Raw genomic sequence first — 22,723 nt, 5'->3', positions numbered from 1 at the left:
AAATGTTTAAAGGAAGTATTGTTGCATTAATTACACCAATGGATATAAAAGGAAATATTTGTTTAAAAAGTCTTAAAAAAATAATATATTATCATATAAAAAATAAAACAAAAGCTATAGTTTCTGTTGGAACAACAGGAGAATCATCTACATTAAACCAAGAAGAACATATTAATGTAGTTCTTAAAACATTAGAAATTGCTGATGGAAAAATACCTATAATCGCAGGAAATGGTTCAAATTCTACTATAGAATCTATTACATTAACAAAAAAATTTGAAAAATCAGGAATATCTGCATGTCTTTCAGTAACTCCTTATTATAACAAACCAAATCAAAAAGGTTTATATTTACATTTTAAAAAAATAGCAAAAAATACAAATATTCCACAAATATTATACAATATCCCAAGTAGAACAGGTTGTGATTTATTACCAAAAACTGTAATTAAATTATCCAAAATAAAAAATATAATAGGAATAAAAGAAGCTAGTGGAGATTTATCAAGAATTAAAAAAATAAAAAAAAAAACAAAAAAAAATTTTTTGTTAATAAGCGGAGATGATGAAACAGCATTAAATTTTATAAAATTAGGAGGAAATGGAGTAATTTCTGTAACGGCTAATATCGCTGCAAAAAAAATGTATAAAATATTTTCACTTGCATTAAAAAAAAAATTTAAAAAAGCAAATAAAATTAATAATAAATTAATAAAATTACATAAAAATCTTTTTCAAGAAACAAATCCTTCTCCAATAAAATGGATAACAAAAAAAAAAAAATTAATGAAAAATAAAACTTTAAGACTACCTATGGTTTCAATTTCAAAAAAAACTAAAATTATTTTTATAAAAAATAACTTTATTTAAAATATTATATTACTTGTATAATTTTAAAAAAATTATACAAGTAATTTATTCATAATATCTTCATATAAAAAACTTAATAATTCTAAATCACTAACCTTAACACACTCATTATATTTATGAATAGTTTTATTAATTAAACCTAATTCAACAATTTGATCAGTTAATAAATTTAAAAATCTTCCATCAGAAGTCCCTCCACTAGTAGATAATTTAGTATCAATACTATTAAATTTTTTAATAGAACTAGAAACTACATTAATTAATTCAAATTTTTTATTTAAAAATGGCAAAGCAAATACTTTCCAATTAATTTCACAATCAAATAAATTATTATTAAAAATTTTATTTACTAATAAAACTATTTTTTTTGGTTGAATAATATTACTAAACCTAATATTAAATTGAAAACTTAATTCATCAGGAGACACATTACCACTTAAACTATTTGAAAAAATATTTGTAATTTGTAAACTTGTTGGTATAAAATCTTTATTTCCATTATCCCATTGATAATTTATTAATTTATTTAATAAAGGAATAATAATATGTATAGGATTTTTTAAATATTTAGGATATGCAACATGACCAGAAATTCCTTTAATTTTAATATTAAAAGTAATAGATCCTCTACGTCCAATTTTTATTACATCTCCTAAAATTTTTTCACTAGAAGGTTCTCCAACAATACAATAATCAATATATTGTTTTTTTTTTTTTAATAAATCTACTACTTTAACAATTCCATCAATTCCACTTGACTCTTCATCTGAAGTAAAAAGAAAAGATAATTTACCTTTATAACTATTATTTTTAGTTACAAAATTTTCCGCCGCAATAATCATAGAAGCTATAGCTCCTTTCATATCCGAAGCTCCTCTTCCAAATAAAATTTTATTTTTAAATAAAAAAGGATTAAAAGCTCCATATTTCCATTTCTTTTCATCTCCTCCTGGAACAACATCAGTATGACCTAAAAAATTTAAATGTTTTCCTTCAGAACCTCGATACGCAAAAATATTTTTTGTATTATTAATATTAAAAAAATATATTTTAAAACCTATATTTTTTAATCTTTTATAAATTATTTTTTGACAACCTAAATCTAATGGACTAACAGAAGGTATTTTAATTAATTGCATAGCTAAATTTACAACAGATGAATTCATATAAAATTTTCTTTTAAAAAAAAATTAAGATGAAAGATATAATTTAGATTTTTCAAAAATATTATTTAAATCAAATCCAAATTTATCAAACAAAATTTTCGATGGAGCTGATTTTGCAAATTTATTAATAGAAATAATTAACCCATCTATACCAACATATTTATACCAATAATCTCCTACTCCAGCTTCAACAACAATACGTTTTTTTATATAATCTGGAAATAAATATTTTTTATAATCATTATTTTGTTTATCAAAAACATCACAAGAAGGCATTGAAATAACTCTAGATCCATAATTATTTTTAAATAATTTTTTAGCAAGTTTTAAAGATAATTCTATTTCAGATCCAGTAGAAATTATAATAACATTATAATTTTTATTAATTAAAAATTCTTTTATTATATAAGCTCCTTTTTCAATATTTTTTATATTATTATTAATATTTTCATTAATAAATAATTCTTGTCTAGATAAAATTAAAGCTGTTGGACCATTATTTTTTAATGCATATTTCCAAGCTATTATTACTTCTAAATTATTACAAGGTCTCCAAATACTAATCTTTGGAATTAATCTTAAACTAGATAATTGTTCAATAGGTTGATGTGTTGGTCCATCTTCCCCTAAACCAATAGAATCATGAGTATAAATTAATATAACTTTAGTTTTCATTAAAGAAGCCATTCTAATTGCATTTCTAGCATAATCAGAAAATATTAAAAATGTACCAATATAAGGTATTACTCCTTTATGATGATACATACCATTAGCTATGGCAGTCATTCCAAATTCACGTACTCCATAATGAATATAATTCCCATTATTACTTTTAACTATATTTTTACATCCAGACCATTTAGTCAAATTACTAGGAGTTAAATCAGCAGAACCTCCGATTAATTCAGGTATCATGGGACCAATAAAATCTAATACATTTTTTGAAATTTGTCTAGTTGATAAAGATTGTTTATTTTTTTTATTTAATATAAAAAAATCATTTATTTTTTTTTCAAAATTAAAAGGTAAAAATCCATTCATTCTTCGAATATATTCTGAATATAATTTTGGATAATTTATTTTATAACTATCCATTAAAATATTCCATTTATTTTCTAAAGAAAAACCTTTTTTTTTAGCATCCCATTTTTCATAAAAAAATTTTGGAATTTCAAAAGCATTATACTTCCAATTTAATGTTTCACGAACTAACAATATTTCTTTTTCACCTAAAGGAGATCCATGAACAGAAGAACTATTACATTTATTAGGAGAACCTAAACCTATAATAGTATTAAAAATAATTATAGAAGGTTTATCTTTAAAAGATTTTGCTTTTTCAATTGCTTTATAAATTTCTTTTTTATTATGACCATCAACATTAGAAATAACATTCCAATTATAAGACAAAAAACGTTTTTTAGTATTATCATTACACCACTCATTCAACCTACCATCTATAGTAATTCCATTACTATCATACAAAACAATTAATTTATTTAATTTTAAAGTACCTGCTAATGAACAAACTTCATGAGAAATACCTTCCATAATACAACCATCACCTACAAAAACCCAAGTATAATGATCAATAATCTTATAATTTTTTCTATTAAAATATTTAGACAAAATATATTCAGAAATAGCCATCCCAACACCATTTCCTAAACCTTGACCTAAAGGACCAGTGGTAATTTCAACTCCTGGAGTATTATTAATTTCAGGATGACCAGGAGTCTTAGAATTAAATTGTCGAAATTTTTTCAAATCATTAATAGTAATATCATAACCAGTCAAATGCAATATACTATATAATAAAATTGAAGCATGACCATTAGATAATATAAAACGATCTCTATTATCCCATAAAGGATTACTAGGATTATGTTTAATAAATTTTCTCCATAAAACTTCTACAATATCAGCCATACCCATAGGAGCTCCAGGATGACCAGAATTTGCTTTTTCAATAGCATCAATACTTAAAATTCTTAAAATATTAGATAATTTATTATTTAAATACATTAATTTTTCCTAAATAAATAAAATATTTATATAAACATATTAAATATTTTTTAATAAAATTTTTTCTAATTGAATTTGATCTTTACCAAATTGTAAGATACCTTCAGATAATTTTTCAACTGCCATTATATCTTTATTATGTTTCCAACGAAATTCACTTTCAGATAATTTTTTATTTGTATTTTTTTCTTTTTTAATATTATTACAAAAAAGATTTCTTTTAACATAACCTGAACTCAAACTTAATAAATTTAAAAAAAAAGGAGAAATAGTCAATCTATCACAACCTGATAATGATAAAATTTGTTTTAAATTTCTAAAACTAGCACCCATAATTATAGTTTTATAATCATATTTTTTATAATATTTAAATATTTTTTTTACCGCAACAACTCCAGGATCTAAATTTTCAGAATAATTTTTTAATAAATTATTTTTATTAAACCAATCATATATTCTACCAACAAAAGGAGAAATTAAAAATACATTAGACTCAGCGCAAGCAACAGCTTGTGCAAATGAAAATAATAAAGTTAAATTGCATTTAATACCTTTTTTTTCTAAAATTTCAGCAGCTTTTATCCCTTCCCAAGTAGCAGCTAATTTAATTAAAATTCTTTCACGATGTATACCTTCTTCTTTATACATTTTAATTAATTTTAATGCTTTTAAAACACTTAAATCGGTATTAAAAGATAAACGAGCATCTATTTCGGTAGAAATATAACCAGGAATTTTTTTTAAAATTTCTACTCCTATATTAACTAATATTTTATCACTAGCATTACTTAATTTATTATTTAAATTTCCACCTTTTTTATTAGCATATAATAAAGCATCAAAAAAAATATTTGAATATTTTTTTAAATAAATTACTTGCAAAATTAAAGAAGGATTAGTTGTTGCGTCTTGAGGATTATATTTATTTATAAATTTTATATCTGCACTATCTATTGATATTAAAGTATTTTTTTTTAAAGATTCTAATTGATTCATAAAACCTCTATATTTAAAAAAAAATTAATTATTAATAAATTTTAATATATATTAAAATACTATAATTAATATAATATTTATATTAATTATATTTTTTGATTATAATTGTAGAATTAACACCTCCAAAACCAAAACTATTAGACATAGCAATATTAAAATTTTTACAAAGAATATTTCTAACAATATTCATATTTTTAGCATTATTATCAATATTTTCTATATTTACACTAGGAGCTATAAAATTATTTTCTAACATTAATAAAGTATAAATAATTTCATGAACTCCTGAAACTCCCAAAGAATGACCAGTAAGAGATTTAGTTGAAGAAATTTTAGGAATATCATTTTTAAAAACTTTTTTTATAGCATTTAACTCAATAATATCACCCAATTTAGTAGAAGTTCCATGAACATTAATATATTCTACTGGAGATTTTATAAACTTTAAAGCATTTTTCATACATCTTACAGCTCCTTCTCCAGAAGGTAAAAAAAAATTATAACCATCTGAATTAGAAGAATATCCAACAATTTCCGCATATATTTTAGCTTTTCTAGACAAAGCATGATGCAATTCTTCTAAAACAATAATACCTGCTCCTCCAGATATAACAAAACCATCTCTATTCTTATCATATACTCTAGATGATTTTTCAGGATTAAAATTATAATTTCTAGATAAAGCTTTCATAGAATCAAATTCACAAGCTAATTCTGCATTTAATTCTTCTCCTCCACCTGCAAAAATAATTTTTTGTTTTCCCATTTGTATTAATTCAAATGCATTCCCTATACAATGAGAAGAACTAGAACAAGCGGAACTAATAGAATAATTTACCCCATTCAATTTAAATAAAGTACCTAAACAAGCAGATATATTTGAAGTCATAGATTTTATTGCTATATAAGGAGATAAAATTTTTATTCCTTTATTACTATACATAGAATTTATAGATAAATTTTTAGACTTTGGAGATCCTCCAGAAGATCCAACAATAATTCCAACATAAGGATTAAATTGATATTGTTTATCAAGCAAAAAAGAATCCTTAATTGCTTCTTTCATAGCTAAATATGAATATATAGTTCCATCATTCATAAATCTTGATAATCTATTATTAATAAAATCATTTATATTAATTTTAATATTTCCCCAAACATTACTATACATTCCATACAATCTCATTTCTTTAGAATAAGTAATACCAGAAATATTTTTAAATAAAGAATTTAATACTTCTTTTTTATTATTTCCAATACTAGATAATATTCCTATTCCAGTAATAACTACTTTATTCATACAACATTTCCTTGCTAATATAATCATTATTGTTATAATAATATAAAGAAAATATATTAATTTTATAAAAATAAAATGAAAAAATTTAATAACAAAAACGGAACACTATATATAATTCCTACACCTATAGGTAATTTAAATGATATAACTAAAAGAGCAATAAAAATATTTAAAAAAGTAGATATAATAACAACAGAAAATATACAACACACAAACATATTATTAAAAAAACTAAAAATTAAAAAAAAAATGTTTAATATGCAAATTTTTAATGAAAAAAAACAAAGTAAAAAAATAATTAAAAAACTTAAACAAAAAAAAAATATTGCAATTGTTTCTAATGCAGGAACTCCTTTAATAAACGACCCTGGTTATTATTTAATTAAATTATGTTACTTAAATAAAATAAAAATAATACCATTACCAGGTCCTTGTGCTGCAATTACAGCATTAATTGCATCAGGAATGTCTTCAAATAAATTTTGTTATGAAGGATTTTTACCAAAAAAAAAAAAAAAAAGAATAAAAATAATAAAAAAAATAAAAAAAGAAACAAGAACTACAATTTTATATGAATCTCCAAAAAGAATAATAAAATGTATAAAAGATATAAAAAAAATTATGGGTAATAAAAAAAAAATAACTTTAGCAAAAGAACTAACAAAAAAATGGGAAAAAATAAAAAAAAATACCACTAAAAATATACTAAAATGGTTAAAAAAAAATAAAAAAAATAGAAAAGGAGAAATAACAATTATAATAAAAGGATATAAAAAAAAAAAAAAAAAAAAAATAAATAAAAAAATATTTAAACTATTTAATATTTTAAAAAAATATCTAAAATTTAATAAATTAATAAAAATTATTTCAAAAATATATAAAATTAAAAAAAATAAATTATACAAAAAAATATTAAAATATCGTGACAAAAAAATATAAATATGTATTATTAAAAAAGAAGTTGATCAAACAGTCGCTTTTAAAAATATAAAAGAGGAAAGTCCGGGCTCTAAAGAGCAAAGTGCCAGATAACTTCTGGGAAGTGTAAACTTACGAAAAGCACAACAGAAAAAAAACCGCCAATATTTTAATAAATATAGGGTAAGGGTGAAATGGTGTGGTAAAAGCATACCGTATTTCTAAAAATAGAAATAGCTAGGTAAACTCCACTTAGAGCAAAGTCATATTAAGGATTAGTTAAATATTTTATAACTATAATATTGCTCATATTAAAACCTGGTAGACTGCTTGAGATAATAAGTAATTATTAACCTAGATAAATGACTGTTTAAAACAAAACCCGGCTTATCGATCAACTTCATTTTNNAAAATANATTAAATTATAATAATTTATTAAAAAATATTTTATTTTAAAAAAAATAAATTGGAAATTTATGGAATATAAAAATATACCATCAGGAGAAAATATACCTGAAAATATTTATGCAATTATTGAAATTTCATCACAATCAACTCCTGTAAAATATGAAATAAATAAAAAAACAGGAATTTTATTTGTTGATAGATTTATACCAACCCCATTATTTTATCCTTGTAATTATGGTTATATAAATAATACATTATCTGAAGATAAAGATCCTTTAGATGTATTAGTAGTTTCACCTTATCCTTTGCAACCAAAATCAGTAATATTATGTAATCCTATTGGAATTTTAAATATGGAAGATGAATCAGGAAAAGATCCAAAAATAATTGCCATTCCAAATAAAAAAATATCAAAAATATATAAAAATATAAAAAATATTACAGATTTACCGAAAATAATAAAAAATCAAATACAATTTTTTTTTAAAAATTATAAAAAACTAGAAAAAAAAAAATGGGTAAAAATAAAAAATTGGGGAGGGGTAAAAGAAGCAAAAAAAGAAATATTAAATTCAATAAAAAGAAAAAAAATAGGAAAATTATATGTCTAAAATATGCATAATAACTAAAAAAAAACCATTATTTGGAAATAATAGATCACATGCAATGAACGCAACAAAAAAAAAATTTTTACCAAATTTACATAAAAAAAAATTTTGGATTGCTAATAAAAATAAATTTATAAAATTAAAAATATCCACCAAAGGAATAAGAATAATAAATAAATATGGTATTGAAAAAATTATTTCTAAAATAAAAAAAAAATAAAAAAAAAATAAAAAAAAAGAGAAATATATTATGGCTAAAAAAATACGTGAAAAAATTAAATTAATATCATCAGAAAATACTGGTCACTATTACACTACTACAAAAAATAAAAGAAATACTCCAGAAAAATTAAAACTAAAAAAATATGACCCAAAAATAAGAAAACATACAATTTATATAGAAAAAAAAATTAAATAAAAATTTTATATAAAAACTATAAAATATTTAATAAAAAAAATAATATTTTTTGAAAAAATAATTTAATAGAAAATATATAAAAATAATAAAAAAAATATAAAAAAATAATACCAAAAAAAAAATTAAATAAAAAAATAAAAGAAAAAAAAGACAAAGAAGATATAATACGATTTAAAAACAAAATAATAAAATTTAAAATTATTAATAAAATTAACACTGGAAAAAATAACATTAAACCATCAATAAAAATATTTTTAAAAAATAATATTAATTTAAAATAATTATCTTTCAGTAAAAAAGAACCAATAGGAACATAATAAAAACTTTTAACTATTATAGATATAATCCATAAATGCATATCAAAAATTAAAAATAATAAACCAGTAAAACAATTAATCAATTGTGATAAAGTAGTAACTAAACAACGATTATTATTATCTGAATACAACGAAAAAGACAATCCTATTTGCGAATTAATTAAATCCCCAGAAAAAATAGAAACAACAAAAACTAATTTAAATATTAAACCTAAAAAAAAACCAACTAAAAACTCTTCTAAAAAAATAAAAAAACCTTTTGAACAAAATAAAAAAATATTTTGTTTTGGTATTAAAGAAAAAATAAAAAAACTTAAAATAAAAGAAATAAAAATTTTACTTTTATAACTAATTATTTTTTCACTAAATATTGGAGCAATAGAAATTAATCCTAAAACACGAATCATAATAGGTAAAATATAATCTAAAAAAAAAATATAATAAGAATAAAACATATTAATTACTAATAATTACTGGAATATTATTAAAAACAAAATACATATAATTTAATATATTATGCAACATCCAAGGACCAAAATAAAATAAAGTAAAAAAAATAGCTAAAATTTTAGGAATAAAAGATAAAGTTTGTTCATGAATTTGAGTAATAGCTTGAAAAAAACTTATAATAAATCCAATCAACAAAGAAGATAATAATAAAGGACCAGAAACATATAAAAAAACTCTAATAGATTCATAAAAAAAATTTATAAAAAAATCTAAATTCATTATTAATTTTCCTAAAAAAATATCAATTATTAATATTATTTAAAAAATTTAAATAGATGTAAAACTTTGTACTAAAGCGTTAATCAATAATTCCCAACCATCTACTAATACAAATAAAATTAATTTAAACGGCAAAGAAATACTAGAAGGAGAAACCATAACCATTCCCAATGCCATTAAAACACTAGCAATAACTAAATCAATTATCAAAAAAGGAATAAAAATAGAAAATCCAATTTGAAAAGCTTTGTTTAATTCACTAATAATATATGAAGGTAATAATATATTTATTGGTATACTATTTTTATTATCTATTAAAGAATAATGACTAATATTTAAAAATAATTTTAAATCTTTTTCTTTAGTTTGATTTAACATAAATTTATATAATGGTTTAGATCCTCTTTCAATTGCTTTGTCTAAATTAATTTTATTTTCAATAAAAGGCAAATATGAATCATTATATATTTTATTAAATACAGGAGACATAATAAAAAAAGTTAAAAATAAAGCAATACTTAATAATATTTGATTAGGAGGAGAATAAGGCATTCCAATAGCATTTCGTAATAAACTAAATACAATAATAATTCTAGTAAAACTTGTCATCATTAATATAAATGCTGGAATAAAAGTTAAACAAGTAATAAAAATTAATGTTTGAATAGAAAAATACCAATTATAATTATCCCTTAATAAAATATCATTCATAGAATTATAAAGAGAATCAGCATGAGAATAAGAACAAAAAATTGAAAAAAATAAAATAGGAACTATAAAATATATCATTATTTTCCCTTAAAAAAAATTTTTATTTATTTTTTTTTTTAATTATATTTTTAAAATATATTTTATTATTTTTTTTATTTTCAAAAAAATTATATTTATGTAATAAAGTAATTTTTTCTTTTGTAACTCCTAAAATAAATTTAATTTTTTTTATAGATAATATAACTATTTTAGAATTACTATCAAGAACATATATTTCATGAATAAAAATTATTGATTTTTTTTTATAATATTTACTTTTAGAAAAAAAATTTATAAAAAATAATAATATAAAAATTAATAATATAATTTCTAATAATGAAAAAAATAAATTATTAAAATTTATTTCAAAAAGATTTTTTAAAATATCCATAATTTATCCAATAATAGTTTTGAAATAAAATTTTAAAATATAAATATATTTATTATAATAATATTATTATAATTTAATAATATAAAATAAATACTAAATTTTAAATAATATTAATTAAAATTTTAAAAATTTATTAATTAAATAATATAAAATGTTAAACATAAATAAAATAAAAGAATTATCTTTATATCAATCATATATTAAAAATAAAACAATAAATAAAATTATATCAAAAAAACAAATTAAAAAAATAAAAAAAAAAATAGAAAATTTAAACAATAAAAATATAACAATAAAAAAAAGTATATCTACATCAAAAAATTTAGAAAAAAAAATATTTCTTAAAAAAAATAATAAATTTGAAATATATAATAAATATAATAAATATAATAAATATAATAAATATAATAAATATAATAAATATAATAAATATAATATTGATATAAAAAATATTATCCAAATAAGAAATAAAATTATATCAGCTTACCAAGATATTATGAATATACAAATGTAAAAATAATATATTGATTTATTTTAACTATTAAAAATAAATCAATATTTAATATAAAATATTATAAATTAATATTATAATAAATAAAATTTTTAATCCGTTTTAAAGTATTTTTTTTTTTTAAAATATATATAATTAAATAAATACTTGGAGAATTTTTTAAACCAGTTAAAATTATTCTCAAAGTCATTAAAAAATTTGGTAAATGAATATTAAAAATAACAGATAAACGTTTAATTATACAAGATAAATTTTCAACATTCCATGGATATAAATATTTTAAAATAACATATAATCTAGATAAAATAATATTAGTATCTTTATTAATATATAAATTATAATTTATACAATTATTATAATTTACTTCTTTATAAAAATAAATAGAATTAACAACAATTTCATTTAAAGTATTTACTCTAGATTTAAATAAAGAAAAAATTTTTTCAATATCTGGACCAAAACTAATATCAATATTAAATTTAATATATTTTTTTTTTAATTCTTTAATAACATAATCTTTAGGTAAAATATTCATATAATAATTATTATACCATAAAAGCTTATTTTCATTAAAAATACTTGGAGAATTACTAATCTTATTCAATGAAAATTTTTTTATAATTTCATTAATTGTAAAAATTTCTTTATTACCATGAGACCATCCTAATCTAGAAATATAATTTAACAAAGACTCAGAAAAAAAACCATTTTTTAAATAATATATTAAACTTTTAGAATTATTTCTTTTAGATAATTTTTTCCCAAAATTATCTAAAACCATAGATAAATGAGCATAAACAGGTATTTTTGCATTTAAAGATTTTAAAATGTTAATTTGACGAGGTGTATTATTAATATGATCTTCTCCTCGAATAACATGCGTAACACCCATTTCTAAATCATCTATAACAACACAAAAATTATAAGTTGGTAATCCATTATTTCTTTGAATAATAAGATCATCTAATTCATTATTATTAAATTCAATTTTACCTCTAATTTTATCAAAAAATATTACTTTTCCAGATAAAGGATTTTTAAATCTTATTACAAAATTTTTTTTATAAAAATTTTTTTTATTATTATTTCTACATTTTTTATCATATTTAGGTTTAATTCCTTTTTTAATTTGCATTTCCCTTAATTTCTTTAAACGTTTTTTAGAACAATAACATTTATAAGCTAAATTATATTTCAACATATAAAAAATAAATTTTTTATATTTATTTAATCTTTCACTTTGAAAATAAGGACCTTTATCCCAATTTAATCCTAAAATTTTTAAACTACTTATAATTTCTTCTATATATTTTTTTTTACATCTTTTAGTATCTGTATCTTCAATACGTAAAATAAACTTTCCATTATAATGTTTAGCAAATAACCAAGAATACAAAGCAGTTCTTAAATTTCCAATATGTAAATTACCAGTAGGGCTAGGAGAAAAGCGAGTTATTACTTTCATAAATATACTCTCAAATAAAATTAAAAAAAACATAAAATATCTTGAATTTTATATTTAAATGTTATAAATTATATTTGTATTAATTTTAAAAATAAGGTGATTAGCTCAGTTGGTAGAGCGCCTCCTTTACACGGAGGATGTCGGCGGTTCAATTCCGTCATCACCTATATAAAATAAGGGTCGTTAGCTCAGTTGGTAGAGCAGTTGACTTTTAATCAATTGGTCGCAGGTTCAAATCCTGCACGACCCAAAAAAAAAAAAAAATTAATAATAAATTTTATATTTGAAATAAAAAAATAAAAATTCTTTTTCATTAATAATTTTTATATTTAATTCTTTTGCTTTTTCATATTTTTTACCATATGTATTACCAACAATTAATAATTTTATATTTTTAGAAATAAAATTTTTTACATTCGCTTTTAAATTTAATAAAAAAAAATTTATTTTAGATCTAGATAATTTGTTTAATTTTCCTGTTAAAACAATATTTTTATTATAAAAAATATTATTTTTTAAATATTTTGTTTCTTTATTTTCATTATAAATATTAACAACATTAATTAAATTTAAAATATTTTTTTTATTTTTTATACTATTAACATAAAAAAAAACATTTTTAACCACATTAATACCAACATAATTAATTAATTTTTTATCATTAATATCAATTAATAAAAAAAATTTTACAAAAACAAAATAAAAAGCTAATTTTTTAGACATAACAACACCAACATCTTTAATGCATAAAGAATATATAAAATTTGAAAATTTTATTTTTTTAGAAGATTCAATTGAAATAATAATATTACTAGATAATTTTTTTCCAATCCCTAAAAAAAAAGATATTTTTTTAACATTTAAATAAAATAAATCAGAAAAATTTTTTATCAAATTATTTTTAATTAATAAAGTAATATTTTTTTTTCCTAAACCAAAAATATTAAAACCATTAAAAGAAACAAAATGTAAAAATTTTTTTTTTAATTGTGCTTTACAATTTAACCCAGCATTACAATAATACAAATTATTTTTATTTTTTATAATTTTATTATTACAAATAGGACAAAATTTAGGAAAACGAATATAAAAAACATCTTTTCTTAAAGATTTAATAACATTTATAATTTTTGGTATAACATCTCCAGAACGAACTAAAATAACAAAATCTCCAATATACAAATCCATTTTTCTTATAATATTTTTATTATATAATAAAGCTTTTTTAATATTTACTCCAGAAATATTTACTGGTTTTAAAATAGCAATAGGAGTAATAATTCCACTTTTTCCAACTTTAAATTCTACATCTAATAATTTAGTTTTTTTTTTATTAGAATTAAATTTTAAAGCAATTGCCCAAAAAGGAAAAACTCTATTATAACCAAGAATTTTTTGTTTAAATATTGAATTAATTTTAATAACAATACCATCTATATCAAATTGAAAAAAATAACGTTTTTTTAAAATTATATTTAAAAATTCCTTAACAGAATTTATAGAATTAAAAAATTTAATACTATTATGTACATAAAAACCCCATAATTTACATTGTTTTATAAAATTATAATGATTTTTAAAATATTTAATATATCCATAACTATGACAAAAAAAAATCAATTTTTTTAAAAATTCTATATTATTTTTCTTAGTTCGTAATATACCAGAAGCAGCATTTCTAGCATTAGAAAAAATATTCTTATTCTTATTTTTATAATAATTATTTAAATTTAAAAAATCAGAACGTAATAATACAATTTCTCCTCTTATCTCTATTAATTTCGGAACATTTTTTCCAAATAAATACAAAGGAACAAATTTTACATTTAATATATTTTCTGTAATATCTTCACCAAAAAAACCATTACCTCTAGTTGCAGCATGTATTAATTTATTATTTTTATATAATAAATTAACAGCTACACCATCAAACTTTAATTCACAAGAAACATTCAATTTTTTACTATAATTTAATTTTTTATAAATTTTTTTTATAAAAATAAAATATTCTTTCATTGAAAAAATATTTTTTAATGATAACATTGGAGTTAAATGTTTTATTTTAAAAAAATACGGTGAAAGAAAAGAACCAACATTTTTTGTAGGAGAATTTAAAGAATTTAAAGATATAAATTTTTTTTCTAATTTTTTTAATATCAATACTAAATAATCATATTCTAAATCTGATATTAAAGGAGAACTTAAATTATAATAAAAATATGAATATTTTTTTAATAAAAATTTTAATTTTTCTATTTTAATAATTAATGACATAAAAAAAACTCAAAATAATATAATAAATTTATTTAAAATATTTATAATATAATAATAAAAAAAATAAAAAAATATTTATATATTTTTAAAAATATATTATATATAATAATAAAAAAAAAAAATAAAAAATATGATTAAAATATATAATAATAATTCTTTAACTTTTGGAAATACTCCATTAGTAAAATTAAACAAAATTGGAAAAGGAAAAATATTTGCAAAAATAGAATCACAAAATCCAGGTTTTAGTGTAAAATGTAGAATTGGTGCAAATATGATATCAAAAGCAGAAAAATACGGAAAATTAAAAAAAAATATTGAAATAATAGAAGCTACAAGTGGAAATACAGGAATTGCGTTAGCTCATATAGCAGCAGCAAAAAATTATAAAATAACTTTAACAATGCCAGAAACTATGTCTTTAGAAAGAATAAAATTATTAAAAGCATTAGGAGTAAATTTAATTTTAACAAATGGAAAAAAAGGAATGAAAGGAGCAATTTCTAAAGCAAAAAAAATATTTAAAAATAATCCAAAAAAATATTTTTTAATAAACCAATTTAAAAATTTAGCAAATCCTGAAATACACGAAAAAACTACCGGTCCAGAAATATGGAATGATATTAATGGAAAAATAGATATATTTATTGCAGGAGTAGGAACTGGAGGAACAATAACAGGAGTAAGTAAATATTTCAAAAAAATAAAAAAAAAAAATATAATTACTATAGCAGTAGAACCTAAAAACTCTCCAGTAATAACACAAACATTAAAAAATAAAAAAATAAAAATAAAACCACATAAAATACAAGGAATAGGAGCTGGATTTATACCGAAAATTTTAAATTTAAAATTAATTGATAAAGTAATAACAATAAAAGATAAAGAAGCAATTAAATATGCAAGAAAAATAATTAAAAAAGAAGGAATACTAGTAGGAATATCTTCAGGAGCAGTAATAGCAGCAGCAATAAAAATACAAAAAATAAAAAAATTTTCTAATAAAAATATAGTAGTAATATTTCCATCTTCAGGAGAACGTTATTTAAGCACAGAACTTTTTAAAAAATATATATAAAAATAAAATTATAAATATTTTAAAAAAAAAATAAAATATTTTAATGTATAATATTTAAAAAAAATAAAAATATAGAATTATATATAATATTAAAAAAAAATTATATCAATTTAAAAAAATCTAAAAAAAAATTAAACATGCAATTTTATCTTTAAAATATAAAAATAAAATAATTTAAATAAATAAAAAAATAAAAAAAATAAAATAAATTTATTTTATTTGGTAAAAAAAATATTAATATTAAAAAAATAACATTTAACATTAAATATAAAATAAGAATTATTTATTTATTAATAAAAAAACTTAAATTACTAATAATGATAAAAAAAATAACAATATAATAAAAAAAAATTTACTATATTCATAGAAACAACAAAAAAATGTAACAACAAGAATTTCTGCTAAAGAAAAATTAAAACTATTTAAAAAAAAAATTTCTAAATAAAATAACCAAAAAAAAAATTTAAAAAATAAAATTATATATTTCCAATATACTAAAAATATTAAAAATACTAAAAAAAAATATAATTACAAAAAAAAAGAAATTAAATTAATAAAATCAACAAATTTTAAAACCAATCAATATAATATAAAAAAAATAAAAACTATAATAATTCCATAAAAACATTAAATATAATTAAATTTGCAATAAAAAAAATAATATATTTATATTAAAAATATAAGATATAATAAATTATATAAAATATCATAATTGATTAAGGTTCCATTTTGGTTTAATAAAAATATTAAAAACATTTTTTTTTCTTTCTTGAAAACGAAGACCTCCTAAATAAGCAATCATAACAGCATTATCAGTACAAAATTCTAATTTTGGAAATAAAATAGAATAATTATTTTTCATTTTATATAACTTTTTTCTTAAAGTTTTATTTGCACTTACCCCTCCAGAAACAACTAAACGATTATAACCAGTTTTATAAAAAGCTTTTTTGCATTTAAAAATTAAAGAATCAAAAATAGAATTTTCAAATTCTTTAGCAATATCTGATAATTTTTGCTTATTATATTTATATTTATTTATAATTTTAGTAACATAAGTTTTTAATCCAGAAAAACTAAAATTTAAACAAGAACTATGAATCATAGGCCTTGGAAATAAAAATTTACCAGATCTACCTTTTTTTGCTAAAATAGTAATATTTGAACCCCAAGGATAATTTAAATTTAATAATTTAGAAATTTTATCAAAAGTATTACCAATAGAATCATCTAATGTTTTTCCTAAAATTTTATATTTTCCAAATTCAAAAACTTGAATTAATTGAGTATTTCCTCCAGAAATTAATAAACCTAAAAAAGGATAATAAATTTTAATATCATTTTCAATAAAAGGAGAATATAAATGAGCTTCTATATGATTTATAGCAATTAAAGGAATATTAGTTAAATATGACAAAGATGTTGCAATAGTAGCACCAACCAACAAAGAACCAACCATACCAGGTCCAGCAGTATATGCTATAGCATCTATATCATAAATACTTAAATTAGATTTTTTAAATAATTTTATTAAAATTTCATCAATATAAATCATATGTTCTCTAGAAGACATTTCCGGAACAATCCCTCCATAATTTATATTTATATTATCATGATGATGTGATATACTAGATATTATAAATTTATTTTTAAAATCATATATTGCAACACAAGTATCATCACAAGATGTTTCTATACCTAATATTTTCATAATTTCACCTGACAAAAAATTTTTAAANTATTTATTAAATAATATAAGGTTTGATAAAATGCCTATAATAAAAATTAGAGAAAATGAACCTTTTGATATAGCATTACGAAGATTTAAAAGATCCTGTGAAAAAGCTGGAATTTTATCTGAAATTCGAAGAAGAGAATTTTATGAAAAACCAACAACCGCAAGAAAAAGAGCAAAATCTTCCGCAATTAAAAGATTAGCAAAAAAAATATTTAGAGAAAACTCTAAAAGAAAAAGAATGTATTAAATACTAAAAAAATTATGAAAAAATATATACCAAAAAATATTATTAATGAAATAATAGAACAAACAAATATTATTGAAATAATTAGTTCACATATTAAAATTATAAAAAAAGGAAAATATTATCAAGCATTATGTCCATTTCATAATGAAAAAATACCATCTTTTACAATTAATGAAAAAAAACAATTTTATTATTGTTTTGGATGTAATGCAAATGGAAATATTATAGACTTTTTAATAAATTTTGAAAAAATTAATTTTATTGAAGCAATTGAATATCTAGCTCAAAAAAATAATATAAATATTTTTAAAAAAAAAAAAAATATTAATATTTATAAAAAAAGACAATATTTATTTAATTTAATAAATAAAATATCTAATAAATACCATTTAGACATAAAAAATTCAAAAAATAAACTAGGAATAAAATATTTAAAAAAAAGAAAAATTAAAAAAAAAATGATAAATATCTTTAATATTGGTTTTTCTTTAATAAATTTTAAAAAAAAACATATTAATATTAAAAAAAAAAACATTAAAAAAAAAATAATAAATTTAGGTATATTAATAAAGAAAAATAATGGAAAAGTATACGATTTATTATATAAAAAAATAACATTTCCTATACGAAATAAACAAGGACAAACAATTGGATTTGGAGCAAGAGCAATAAACAACACTCTTCCAAAATATTTAAATTCCGCAGAAACTAAAATTTTTAATAAAAAAAAACAACTATATGGTTTATATGAAAGCATTAAAATAAATCCAAATCCAAAATATATAATAGTAGTAGAAGGTTATTTAGATGTAATTACTTTATTTCAATATAATATAACATGCGCTGTTGCAATATTAGGAACTAATTTAAGCAAAGAACATATAAAAAAATTATTTCAATATACAAACAAGATAATATATTGTTATGATGGAGATAAGGCAGGAAAAAGAGCTTCTTGGAATACAGTAAAAAAAATATTACCTTATTTATATGATAAATACACTATAAAATTTATATTTTTACCTAAAAATCAAGATCCAGATACCATTATAAGAAAAGAAGGAAGAAAAAAATTTAAAAAAAGAATTAAAAATGCAATTGATTTTTCTAGTTTTATATTTAAAAAACTATTAAAAAAAAATAAATTAAATAATATTGAAACAAGAAAAAAATTTTGTTCAATAATTATTCCTTATATTAATAAAATACCAGGAAAAATAATTCGTTTTTATTTATATAAAAAATTAGGAGATAAAATAGGAATTCTTGACATTAATAAATTATACCAATTAAAAAATATTAAAAAAAAATATTCTTTTAAAAAAAAAAAAATAAAAAAAAATAATATAAACATATTAATAAGTTTATTAATACAAAATCCTTCTTTAGGAAAAATAATACCATCAATAATAGAAATAAATTTTTTAAAATTTAAAAAAAAAAAAATATTTATAAAAATATTAAAAATCTGCATTAATAAACCAAAAATTACTACAGGACAAATTTTAGAAATTTATAGAGGAAAAAAAAAAGAAAAAAAAATAAAAAAACTTGCAATTTATAAAAACATAATAAAAAAAAAAAATATAAAAATATTATTTTTAGACATTTTAATACAATTATATAATAAAAAATTAGAAAAAATACAAAATAAAATAATAGAAAAAGATAGAAAAAAAAAAATTAAAAAAATTGAAAAATATGAATTTTGGTTAATTAATAAAGAAATAAAAAAAAATAAATAATTTTAAAAAAAACTTGATAATTAAAAATTTGATATTTATATTATAATTAATTTTAAAATATTTACATTAAAAATTTTTTTAATAATTACTATATTAAATTAAATTTAAAAAGATATTAAATATGAAAAATAATTCACAGCTACAAATTAAAACACTTGTAAATCAAGGAAAAAAAAAAGGTTATTTAACATATAATGATGTTAATGACCACTTACCTGAAAAAATTATAACCTCTGATAAAATTGAAGACGTTATTAATATGATTAATAATATGGGAATTCAAGTAATAGAAAAAAATTTAAATTCAGATGAAATAAGATTAGATGAAATAATTAATACAGATGAAATAATAAATGAAGAAAACGATCAAATTTTATCTAATATAGAATCAGAAATAGGAAGAACTACAGATCCTATACGTATGTATATGAGAGAAATGGGGACAGTAGAACTATTAACTAGAGAAGGTGAAATTAATATAGCTAAAAGAATTGAAAAAGGAATAAACCAAATCCAATGTTCTGTAGCAGAATACCCTGAAGCAATAAATTACTTATTAAGACAATACAAAAAAGTAGAATTAGGGGAAATAAAATTATCAGATTTAATAACTGGTTTTATTGATCCAAATGCAAAAGAAATTATAAATCCTATATTGCATCATATTAATTCTGAACTTTTAGATAACCATAAAATGGATACAGAACATGCAAATCATTTTGAAGAAAATATTGAACAAGAAAATATTATTGATCCTGAACTAGCAAAAGAAAAATTCAGACAATTATTTAGCCAATATCAAAATTCCAATAACATTATTAAAAAAAAAAAAAACAAAAATTTATTACATCATTTATCAATTTATAATTTATCAGAAACATTTAAACAATTTAGATTAGTTCCAAAACAATTTGAATATTTAGTAAATAGTATTAGAAATATAATGAAAAAAATAAGAAAACAAGAAAGAGAAATATTAAAATTATGCGTAGAAAAATGCAAAATGCCTAAAAAAAAATTTATAAATTTATATTTAGAAGAACAAACTAATCCAAAATGGTTTAGAAACGCACAAAAAATGAATCAACCTTGGTCAAATAAATTAAACACAGTAAAAGAAAAAGTATATAAAATACTAAAAAAACTATCAAAAATAGAAAAAAAATCAGGAATAACAATTAAAAAAATAAAAGATATAAATAAAAGAATGACTATTGGAGAAGCAAAAGCAAAAAGAGCTAAAAAAGATATGGTAGAAGCAAATCTTAGACTTGTAATATCTATAGCAAAAAAATACACAAATAGAGGATTACAATTTTTAGATTTAATTCAAGAAGGAAACATTGGATTAATGAAAGCAGTAGATAAATTTGAATATAGAAGAGGGTATAAATTTTCCACATACGCAACTTGGTGGATAAGACAAGCAATAACAAGGTCTATAGCAGATCAAGCAAGAACAATAAGAATCCCTGTTCATATGATAGAAACTATTAATAAATTAAATAGAATATCAAGACAAATGGTTCAAGAAATAGGACATGAACCTAATGCTGAAGAATTAGCAGAAAAAATGCTAATACCAGAAGAAAAAATAAGAAAAGTTTTAAAAATTGCAAAAGAACCAATTTCCATGGAAACTCCAATAGGAGATGACGAAGAATCCCATCTTGGAGATTTTATAGAAGATACTACTTTAGCATTACCTTTAGATTCAGCAACTTCAGAAAGCTTAAAATCTGTAACAAATAGTATCCTTTCAGGATTAACAGAAAGAGAAGCAAAAGTTTTAAGAATGAGATTTGGAATAGATATGAATACTAATCACACTTTAGAAGAAGTAGGAAAACAATTTGATGTTACTAGAGAACGAATAAGACAAATTGAAGCTAAAGCACTAAGAAAATTAAGACATCCTAGTAGATCTGAAATATTAAGAAGCTTTTTAGATGATTAATAACTATAAAAATTTCTATTATCAAATATTATACAATACAATATTTGATAATAGAGTAATTTTTATACTTTTATAACTTTTTTAGCAGGTATTCCTACAACAGTTGAATATGGTAAAACAGAAGATAAAACAACAGCACCAGCTCCAACTTTAGAAAAAGATCCAATTGTTATATTCCCTAAAATTTTTGCACCAGCTCCAATAAAAACACCTTCACAAATTTTAGGATGTCTAATTTTATTATTATTTTTTCCAACACTTCCTAAAGTAACTCCCTGTAAAATAAATACATTATTATGTATAATAGTTGTTTCTCCAATAACAATTCCAGTAGCATGATCTAAAAAAATTCCAGATCCAATAATTGCAGCAGGATGAATATCAATTGAAAAAAAATTTGATATTTGATTTTGTAAATACAAAGCTAATGATTTACGTTTATTAACCCAAAGATAATTACTAATTCTATAAATTTGCAAAGCATGAAAACCTTTGAAATACAATAAAGGAACAATATATAATTTAACAACTGGGTCATTATTATATATAAATTTAATATCTTGAATTATTGAATAAATCAATGATTTTTTTTTTAATAATATTTTTTTAATTAATTTTCTAAAAACTAAAGAAGATAAAAATTTATTATCTATTTTTTTAGATAAAATATAACTTATACAATTAATAAAATTTTTATGTTTTAATATATTATTAAAATAAAAATTGTACAAAATAGATTCTTCTTTAATTAATTTATTAACTTCATATTTTATATTTAACCAAAATTTTTTTTCAATATCTTCATACATTTTT

The 22,723-nt window shown here is 18.9% G+C and carries 22 protein-coding genes, 2 tRNA genes and 1 other RNA gene; 13 read left to right on the top strand and 12 right to left on the bottom strand.

The window, feature by feature from the left end:
- The first annotated feature begins 2 nt into the window (after window positions 1–2).
- On the top strand, window positions 3–869 hold the full coding sequence (gene dapA, locus RJT27_RS00330) for a 4-hydroxy-tetrahydrodipicolinate synthase (protein WP_343189512.1): 867 nt from the start codon (window positions 3–5) through the stop codon (window positions 867–869).
- A 32-nt stretch (window positions 870–901) separates the two neighbouring features.
- Here dapA and dapE read toward each other — a convergent pair whose 3' ends face one another.
- The 4 genes from dapE to RJT27_RS00310 all read right to left on the bottom strand — a co-directional run bounded on the left by dapE (window position 902) and on the right by RJT27_RS00310 (window position 6,356).
- Window positions 902–2,035, bottom strand: a complete 1,134-nt coding sequence (gene dapE, locus RJT27_RS00325; RefSeq protein ID WP_343189511.1) for a succinyl-diaminopimelate desuccinylase — start codon at window positions 2,033–2,035, stop codon at window positions 902–904.
- 24 nt (window positions 2,036–2,059) lie between these two features.
- On the bottom strand, window positions 2,060–4,060 hold the full coding sequence (gene tkt, locus RJT27_RS00320; protein ID WP_343189510.1) for a transketolase: 2,001 nt from the start codon (window positions 4,058–4,060) through the stop codon (window positions 2,060–2,062).
- 39 nt (window positions 4,061–4,099) lie between these two features.
- The gene (gene tal / locus RJT27_RS00315) at window positions 4,100–5,056 is read right to left on the bottom strand and encodes a transaldolase (RefSeq protein WP_343189509.1); all 957 of its coding nucleotides are present in this window, start codon (window positions 5,054–5,056) and stop codon (window positions 4,100–4,102) included.
- Between the two features lie 82 nt (window positions 5,057–5,138).
- On the bottom strand, window positions 5,139–6,356 hold the full coding sequence (locus RJT27_RS00310) for a beta-ketoacyl synthase N-terminal-like domain-containing protein (protein WP_343189508.1): 1,218 nt from the start codon (window positions 6,354–6,356) through the stop codon (window positions 5,139–5,141).
- 75 nt (window positions 6,357–6,431) lie between these two features.
- Here RJT27_RS00310 and rsmI point away from each other — a divergent pair, with 75 nt between their 5' ends.
- The 5 genes from rsmI (at window position 6,432) to rpmG (ending at window position 8,708) form a co-directional block, all read left to right on the top strand.
- Window positions 6,432–7,295: a 16S rRNA (cytidine(1402)-2'-O)-methyltransferase gene (gene rsmI, locus RJT27_RS00305; RefSeq protein ID WP_343189507.1), complete on the top strand. Its 864-nt coding sequence runs from the start codon at window positions 6,432–6,434 to the stop codon at window positions 7,293–7,295.
- Between the two features lie 18 nt (window positions 7,296–7,313).
- Window positions 7,314–7,680, top strand: an RNA gene (gene rnpB / locus RJT27_RS00300) — RNase P RNA component class A.
- Between the two features lie 70 nt (window positions 7,681–7,750).
- Complete coding sequence (gene ppa / locus RJT27_RS00295) at window positions 7,751–8,293, top strand: inorganic diphosphatase (RefSeq protein WP_343189506.1); 543 nt, start codon at window positions 7,751–7,753, stop codon at window positions 8,291–8,293.
- Window positions 8,286–8,510: a 50S ribosomal protein L28 gene (gene rpmB, locus RJT27_RS00290; protein ID WP_343189505.1), complete on the top strand. Its 225-nt coding sequence runs from the start codon at window positions 8,286–8,288 to the stop codon at window positions 8,508–8,510. The genes ppa and rpmB overlap by 8 nt, the downstream gene beginning before the upstream one ends.
- 30 nt (window positions 8,511–8,540) lie before the next feature.
- Entirely contained in the window at window positions 8,541–8,708 is a 168-nt protein-coding gene (gene rpmG / locus RJT27_RS00285) for a 50S ribosomal protein L33 (RefSeq protein WP_343189504.1), read from the top strand.
- 16 nt (window positions 8,709–8,724) lie between these two features.
- Here rpmG and RJT27_RS00280 read toward each other — a convergent pair whose 3' ends face one another.
- The 4 genes from RJT27_RS00280 to RJT27_RS00265 are packed head-to-tail and all read right to left on the bottom strand — an operon-like array spanning window position 8,725 to window position 10,895.
- Entirely contained in the window at window positions 8,725–9,480 is a 756-nt protein-coding gene (locus RJT27_RS00280) for a flagellar biosynthetic protein FliR (protein ID WP_343189503.1), read from the bottom strand.
- A 1-nt stretch (window position 9,481) separates the two neighbouring features.
- Entirely contained in the window at window positions 9,482–9,754 is a 273-nt protein-coding gene (gene fliQ / locus RJT27_RS00275) for a flagellar biosynthesis protein FliQ (RefSeq protein ID WP_343189502.1), read from the bottom strand.
- Window positions 9,755–9,802: 48 nt separating this feature from the next.
- Window positions 9,803–10,543, bottom strand: coding sequence for a flagellar type III secretion system pore protein FliP (gene fliP / locus RJT27_RS00270; RefSeq protein WP_343189501.1), 741 nt, complete (start codon window positions 10,541–10,543; stop codon window positions 9,803–9,805).
- A 22-nt stretch (window positions 10,544–10,565) separates the two neighbouring features.
- Window positions 10,566–10,895 carry a flagellar biosynthetic protein FliO gene (locus RJT27_RS00265; RefSeq protein WP_343189500.1) on the bottom strand — a complete coding sequence of 110 codons (330 nt, stop codon included), beginning with the start codon at window positions 10,893–10,895 and terminating at the stop codon, window positions 10,566–10,568.
- A gap of 151 nt (window positions 10,896–11,046) precedes the next feature.
- Between RJT27_RS00265 and RJT27_RS00260 the strand changes: the two genes are divergently transcribed.
- A complete protein-coding gene (locus RJT27_RS00260) occupies window positions 11,047–11,409 on the top strand; it encodes a flagellar hook-basal body complex protein FliE (protein ID WP_343189499.1) in 363 nt (120 codons plus the stop codon).
- A 58-nt stretch (window positions 11,410–11,467) separates the two neighbouring features.
- On the opposite strand, the gene gltX is transcribed toward RJT27_RS00260, so the two are convergent.
- Entirely contained in the window at window positions 11,468–12,871 is a 1,404-nt protein-coding gene (gene gltX, locus RJT27_RS00255; RefSeq protein WP_343189498.1) for a glutamate--tRNA ligase, read from the bottom strand.
- Window positions 12,872–12,965: 94 nt separating this feature from the next.
- On the opposite strand from gltX, the gene RJT27_RS00250 reads away from it, so the two are divergent.
- A tRNA-Val gene (locus RJT27_RS00250) sits at window positions 12,966–13,038 on the top strand.
- A 10-nt stretch (window positions 13,039–13,048) separates the two neighbouring features.
- Window positions 13,049–13,121: transfer RNA gene (locus RJT27_RS00245), tRNA-Lys, on the top strand.
- 14 nt (window positions 13,122–13,135) lie between these two features.
- On the opposite strand, the gene ligA is transcribed toward RJT27_RS00245, so the two are convergent.
- Window positions 13,136–15,145, bottom strand: a complete 2,010-nt coding sequence (gene ligA, locus RJT27_RS00240) for an NAD-dependent DNA ligase LigA (protein ID WP_343189497.1) — start codon at window positions 15,143–15,145, stop codon at window positions 13,136–13,138.
- 130 nt (window positions 15,146–15,275) lie between these two features.
- On the opposite strand from ligA, the gene cysK reads away from it, so the two are divergent.
- A complete protein-coding gene (gene cysK, locus RJT27_RS00235; RefSeq protein WP_343189496.1) occupies window positions 15,276–16,223 on the top strand; it encodes a cysteine synthase A in 948 nt (315 codons plus the stop codon).
- Between the two features lie 706 nt (window positions 16,224–16,929).
- On the opposite strand, the gene tsaD is transcribed toward cysK, so the two are convergent.
- Window positions 16,930–17,934, bottom strand: a complete 1,005-nt coding sequence (tsaD, locus tag RJT27_RS00230; RefSeq protein ID WP_343189495.1) for a tRNA (adenosine(37)-N6)-threonylcarbamoyltransferase complex transferase subunit TsaD — start codon at window positions 17,932–17,934, stop codon at window positions 16,930–16,932.
- A 58-nt stretch (window positions 17,935–17,992) separates the two neighbouring features.
- Between tsaD and rpsU the strand changes: the two genes are divergently transcribed.
- The 3 genes from rpsU to rpoD all read left to right on the top strand — a co-directional run bounded on the left by rpsU (window position 17,993) and on the right by rpoD (window position 21,910).
- Entirely contained in the window at window positions 17,993–18,208 is a 216-nt protein-coding gene (rpsU, locus tag RJT27_RS00225) for a 30S ribosomal protein S21 (protein ID WP_343189494.1), read from the top strand.
- Between the two features lie 14 nt (window positions 18,209–18,222).
- Window positions 18,223–19,953, top strand: coding sequence for a DNA primase (dnaG, locus tag RJT27_RS00220; RefSeq protein ID WP_343189493.1), 1,731 nt, complete (start codon window positions 18,223–18,225; stop codon window positions 19,951–19,953).
- Window positions 19,954–20,074: 121 nt separating this feature from the next.
- Window positions 20,075–21,910, top strand: a complete 1,836-nt coding sequence (gene rpoD / locus RJT27_RS00215) for an RNA polymerase sigma factor RpoD (protein ID WP_343189492.1) — start codon at window positions 20,075–20,077, stop codon at window positions 21,908–21,910.
- Window positions 21,911–21,972: 62 nt separating this feature from the next.
- Here rpoD and cysE read toward each other — a convergent pair whose 3' ends face one another.
- A complete protein-coding gene (cysE, locus tag RJT27_RS00210) occupies window positions 21,973–22,719 on the bottom strand; it encodes a serine O-acetyltransferase (RefSeq protein ID WP_343189491.1) in 747 nt (248 codons plus the stop codon).
- Window positions 22,720–22,723: the final 4 nt, after the last annotated feature.

It is taken from the genome of Buchnera aphidicola (Greenidea ficicola), from assembly GCF_039386055.1.
Taxonomy (GTDB): domain Bacteria; phylum Pseudomonadota; class Gammaproteobacteria; order Enterobacterales; family Enterobacteriaceae; genus Buchnera_K; species Buchnera_K aphidicola_A.
This window is presented reverse-complemented; position numbering and strand designations above follow the sequence as displayed.

Coding starts and splice junctions, on each gene's coding strand:
- dapA (WP_343189512.1), top strand. CDS start 3: ATGTTTAAAGGAAGTATTGTTGCATTAATTACACCAATGGATATAAAA.
- dapE (WP_343189511.1), bottom strand. CDS start 2,035: ATGAATTCATCTGTTGTAAATTTAGCTATGCAATTAATTAAAATACCT.
- tkt (WP_343189510.1), bottom strand. CDS start 4,060: ATGTATTTAAATAATAAATTATCTAATATTTTAAGAATTTTAAGTATT.
- tal (WP_343189509.1), bottom strand. CDS start 5,056: ATGAATCAATTAGAATCTTTAAAAAAAAATACTTTAATATCAATAGAT.
- RJT27_RS00310 (WP_343189508.1), bottom strand. CDS start 6,356: ATGAATAAAGTAGTTATTACTGGAATAGGAATATTATCTAGTATTGGA.
- rsmI (WP_343189507.1), top strand. CDS start 6,432: ATGAAAAAATTTAATAACAAAAACGGAACACTATATATAATTCCTACA.
- ppa (WP_343189506.1), top strand. CDS start 7,751: ATGGAATATAAAAATATACCATCAGGAGAAAATATACCTGAAAATATT.
- rpmB (WP_343189505.1), top strand. CDS start 8,286: ATGTCTAAAATATGCATAATAACTAAAAAAAAACCATTATTTGGAAAT.
- rpmG (WP_343189504.1), top strand. CDS start 8,541: ATGGCTAAAAAAATACGTGAAAAAATTAAATTAATATCATCAGAAAAT.
- RJT27_RS00280 (WP_343189503.1), bottom strand. CDS start 9,480: ATGTTTTATTCTTATTATATTTTTTTTTTAGATTATATTTTACCTATT.
- fliQ (WP_343189502.1), bottom strand. CDS start 9,754: ATGAATTTAGATTTTTTTATAAATTTTTTTTATGAATCTATTAGAGTT.
- fliP (WP_343189501.1), bottom strand. CDS start 10,543: ATGATATATTTTATAGTTCCTATTTTATTTTTTTCAATTTTTTGTTCT.
- RJT27_RS00265 (WP_343189500.1), bottom strand. CDS start 10,895: ATGGATATTTTAAAAAATCTTTTTGAAATAAATTTTAATAATTTATTT.
- RJT27_RS00260 (WP_343189499.1), top strand. CDS start 11,047: ATGTTAAACATAAATAAAATAAAAGAATTATCTTTATATCAATCATAT.
- gltX (WP_343189498.1), bottom strand. CDS start 12,871: ATGAAAGTAATAACTCGCTTTTCTCCTAGCCCTACTGGTAATTTACAT.
- ligA (WP_343189497.1), bottom strand. CDS start 15,145: ATGTCATTAATTATTAAAATAGAAAAATTAAAATTTTTATTAAAAAAA.
- cysK (WP_343189496.1), top strand. CDS start 15,276: ATGATTAAAATATATAATAATAATTCTTTAACTTTTGGAAATACTCCA.
- tsaD (WP_343189495.1), bottom strand. CDS start 17,934: ATGAAAATATTAGGTATAGAAACATCTTGTGATGATACTTGTGTTGCA.
- rpsU (WP_343189494.1), top strand. CDS start 17,993: ATGCCTATAATAAAAATTAGAGAAAATGAACCTTTTGATATAGCATTA.
- dnaG (WP_343189493.1), top strand. CDS start 18,223: ATGAAAAAATATATACCAAAAAATATTATTAATGAAATAATAGAACAA.
- rpoD (WP_343189492.1), top strand. CDS start 20,075: ATGAAAAATAATTCACAGCTACAAATTAAAACACTTGTAAATCAAGGA.
- cysE (WP_343189491.1), bottom strand. CDS start 22,719: ATGTATGAAGATATTGAAAAAAAATTTTGGTTAAATATAAAATATGAA.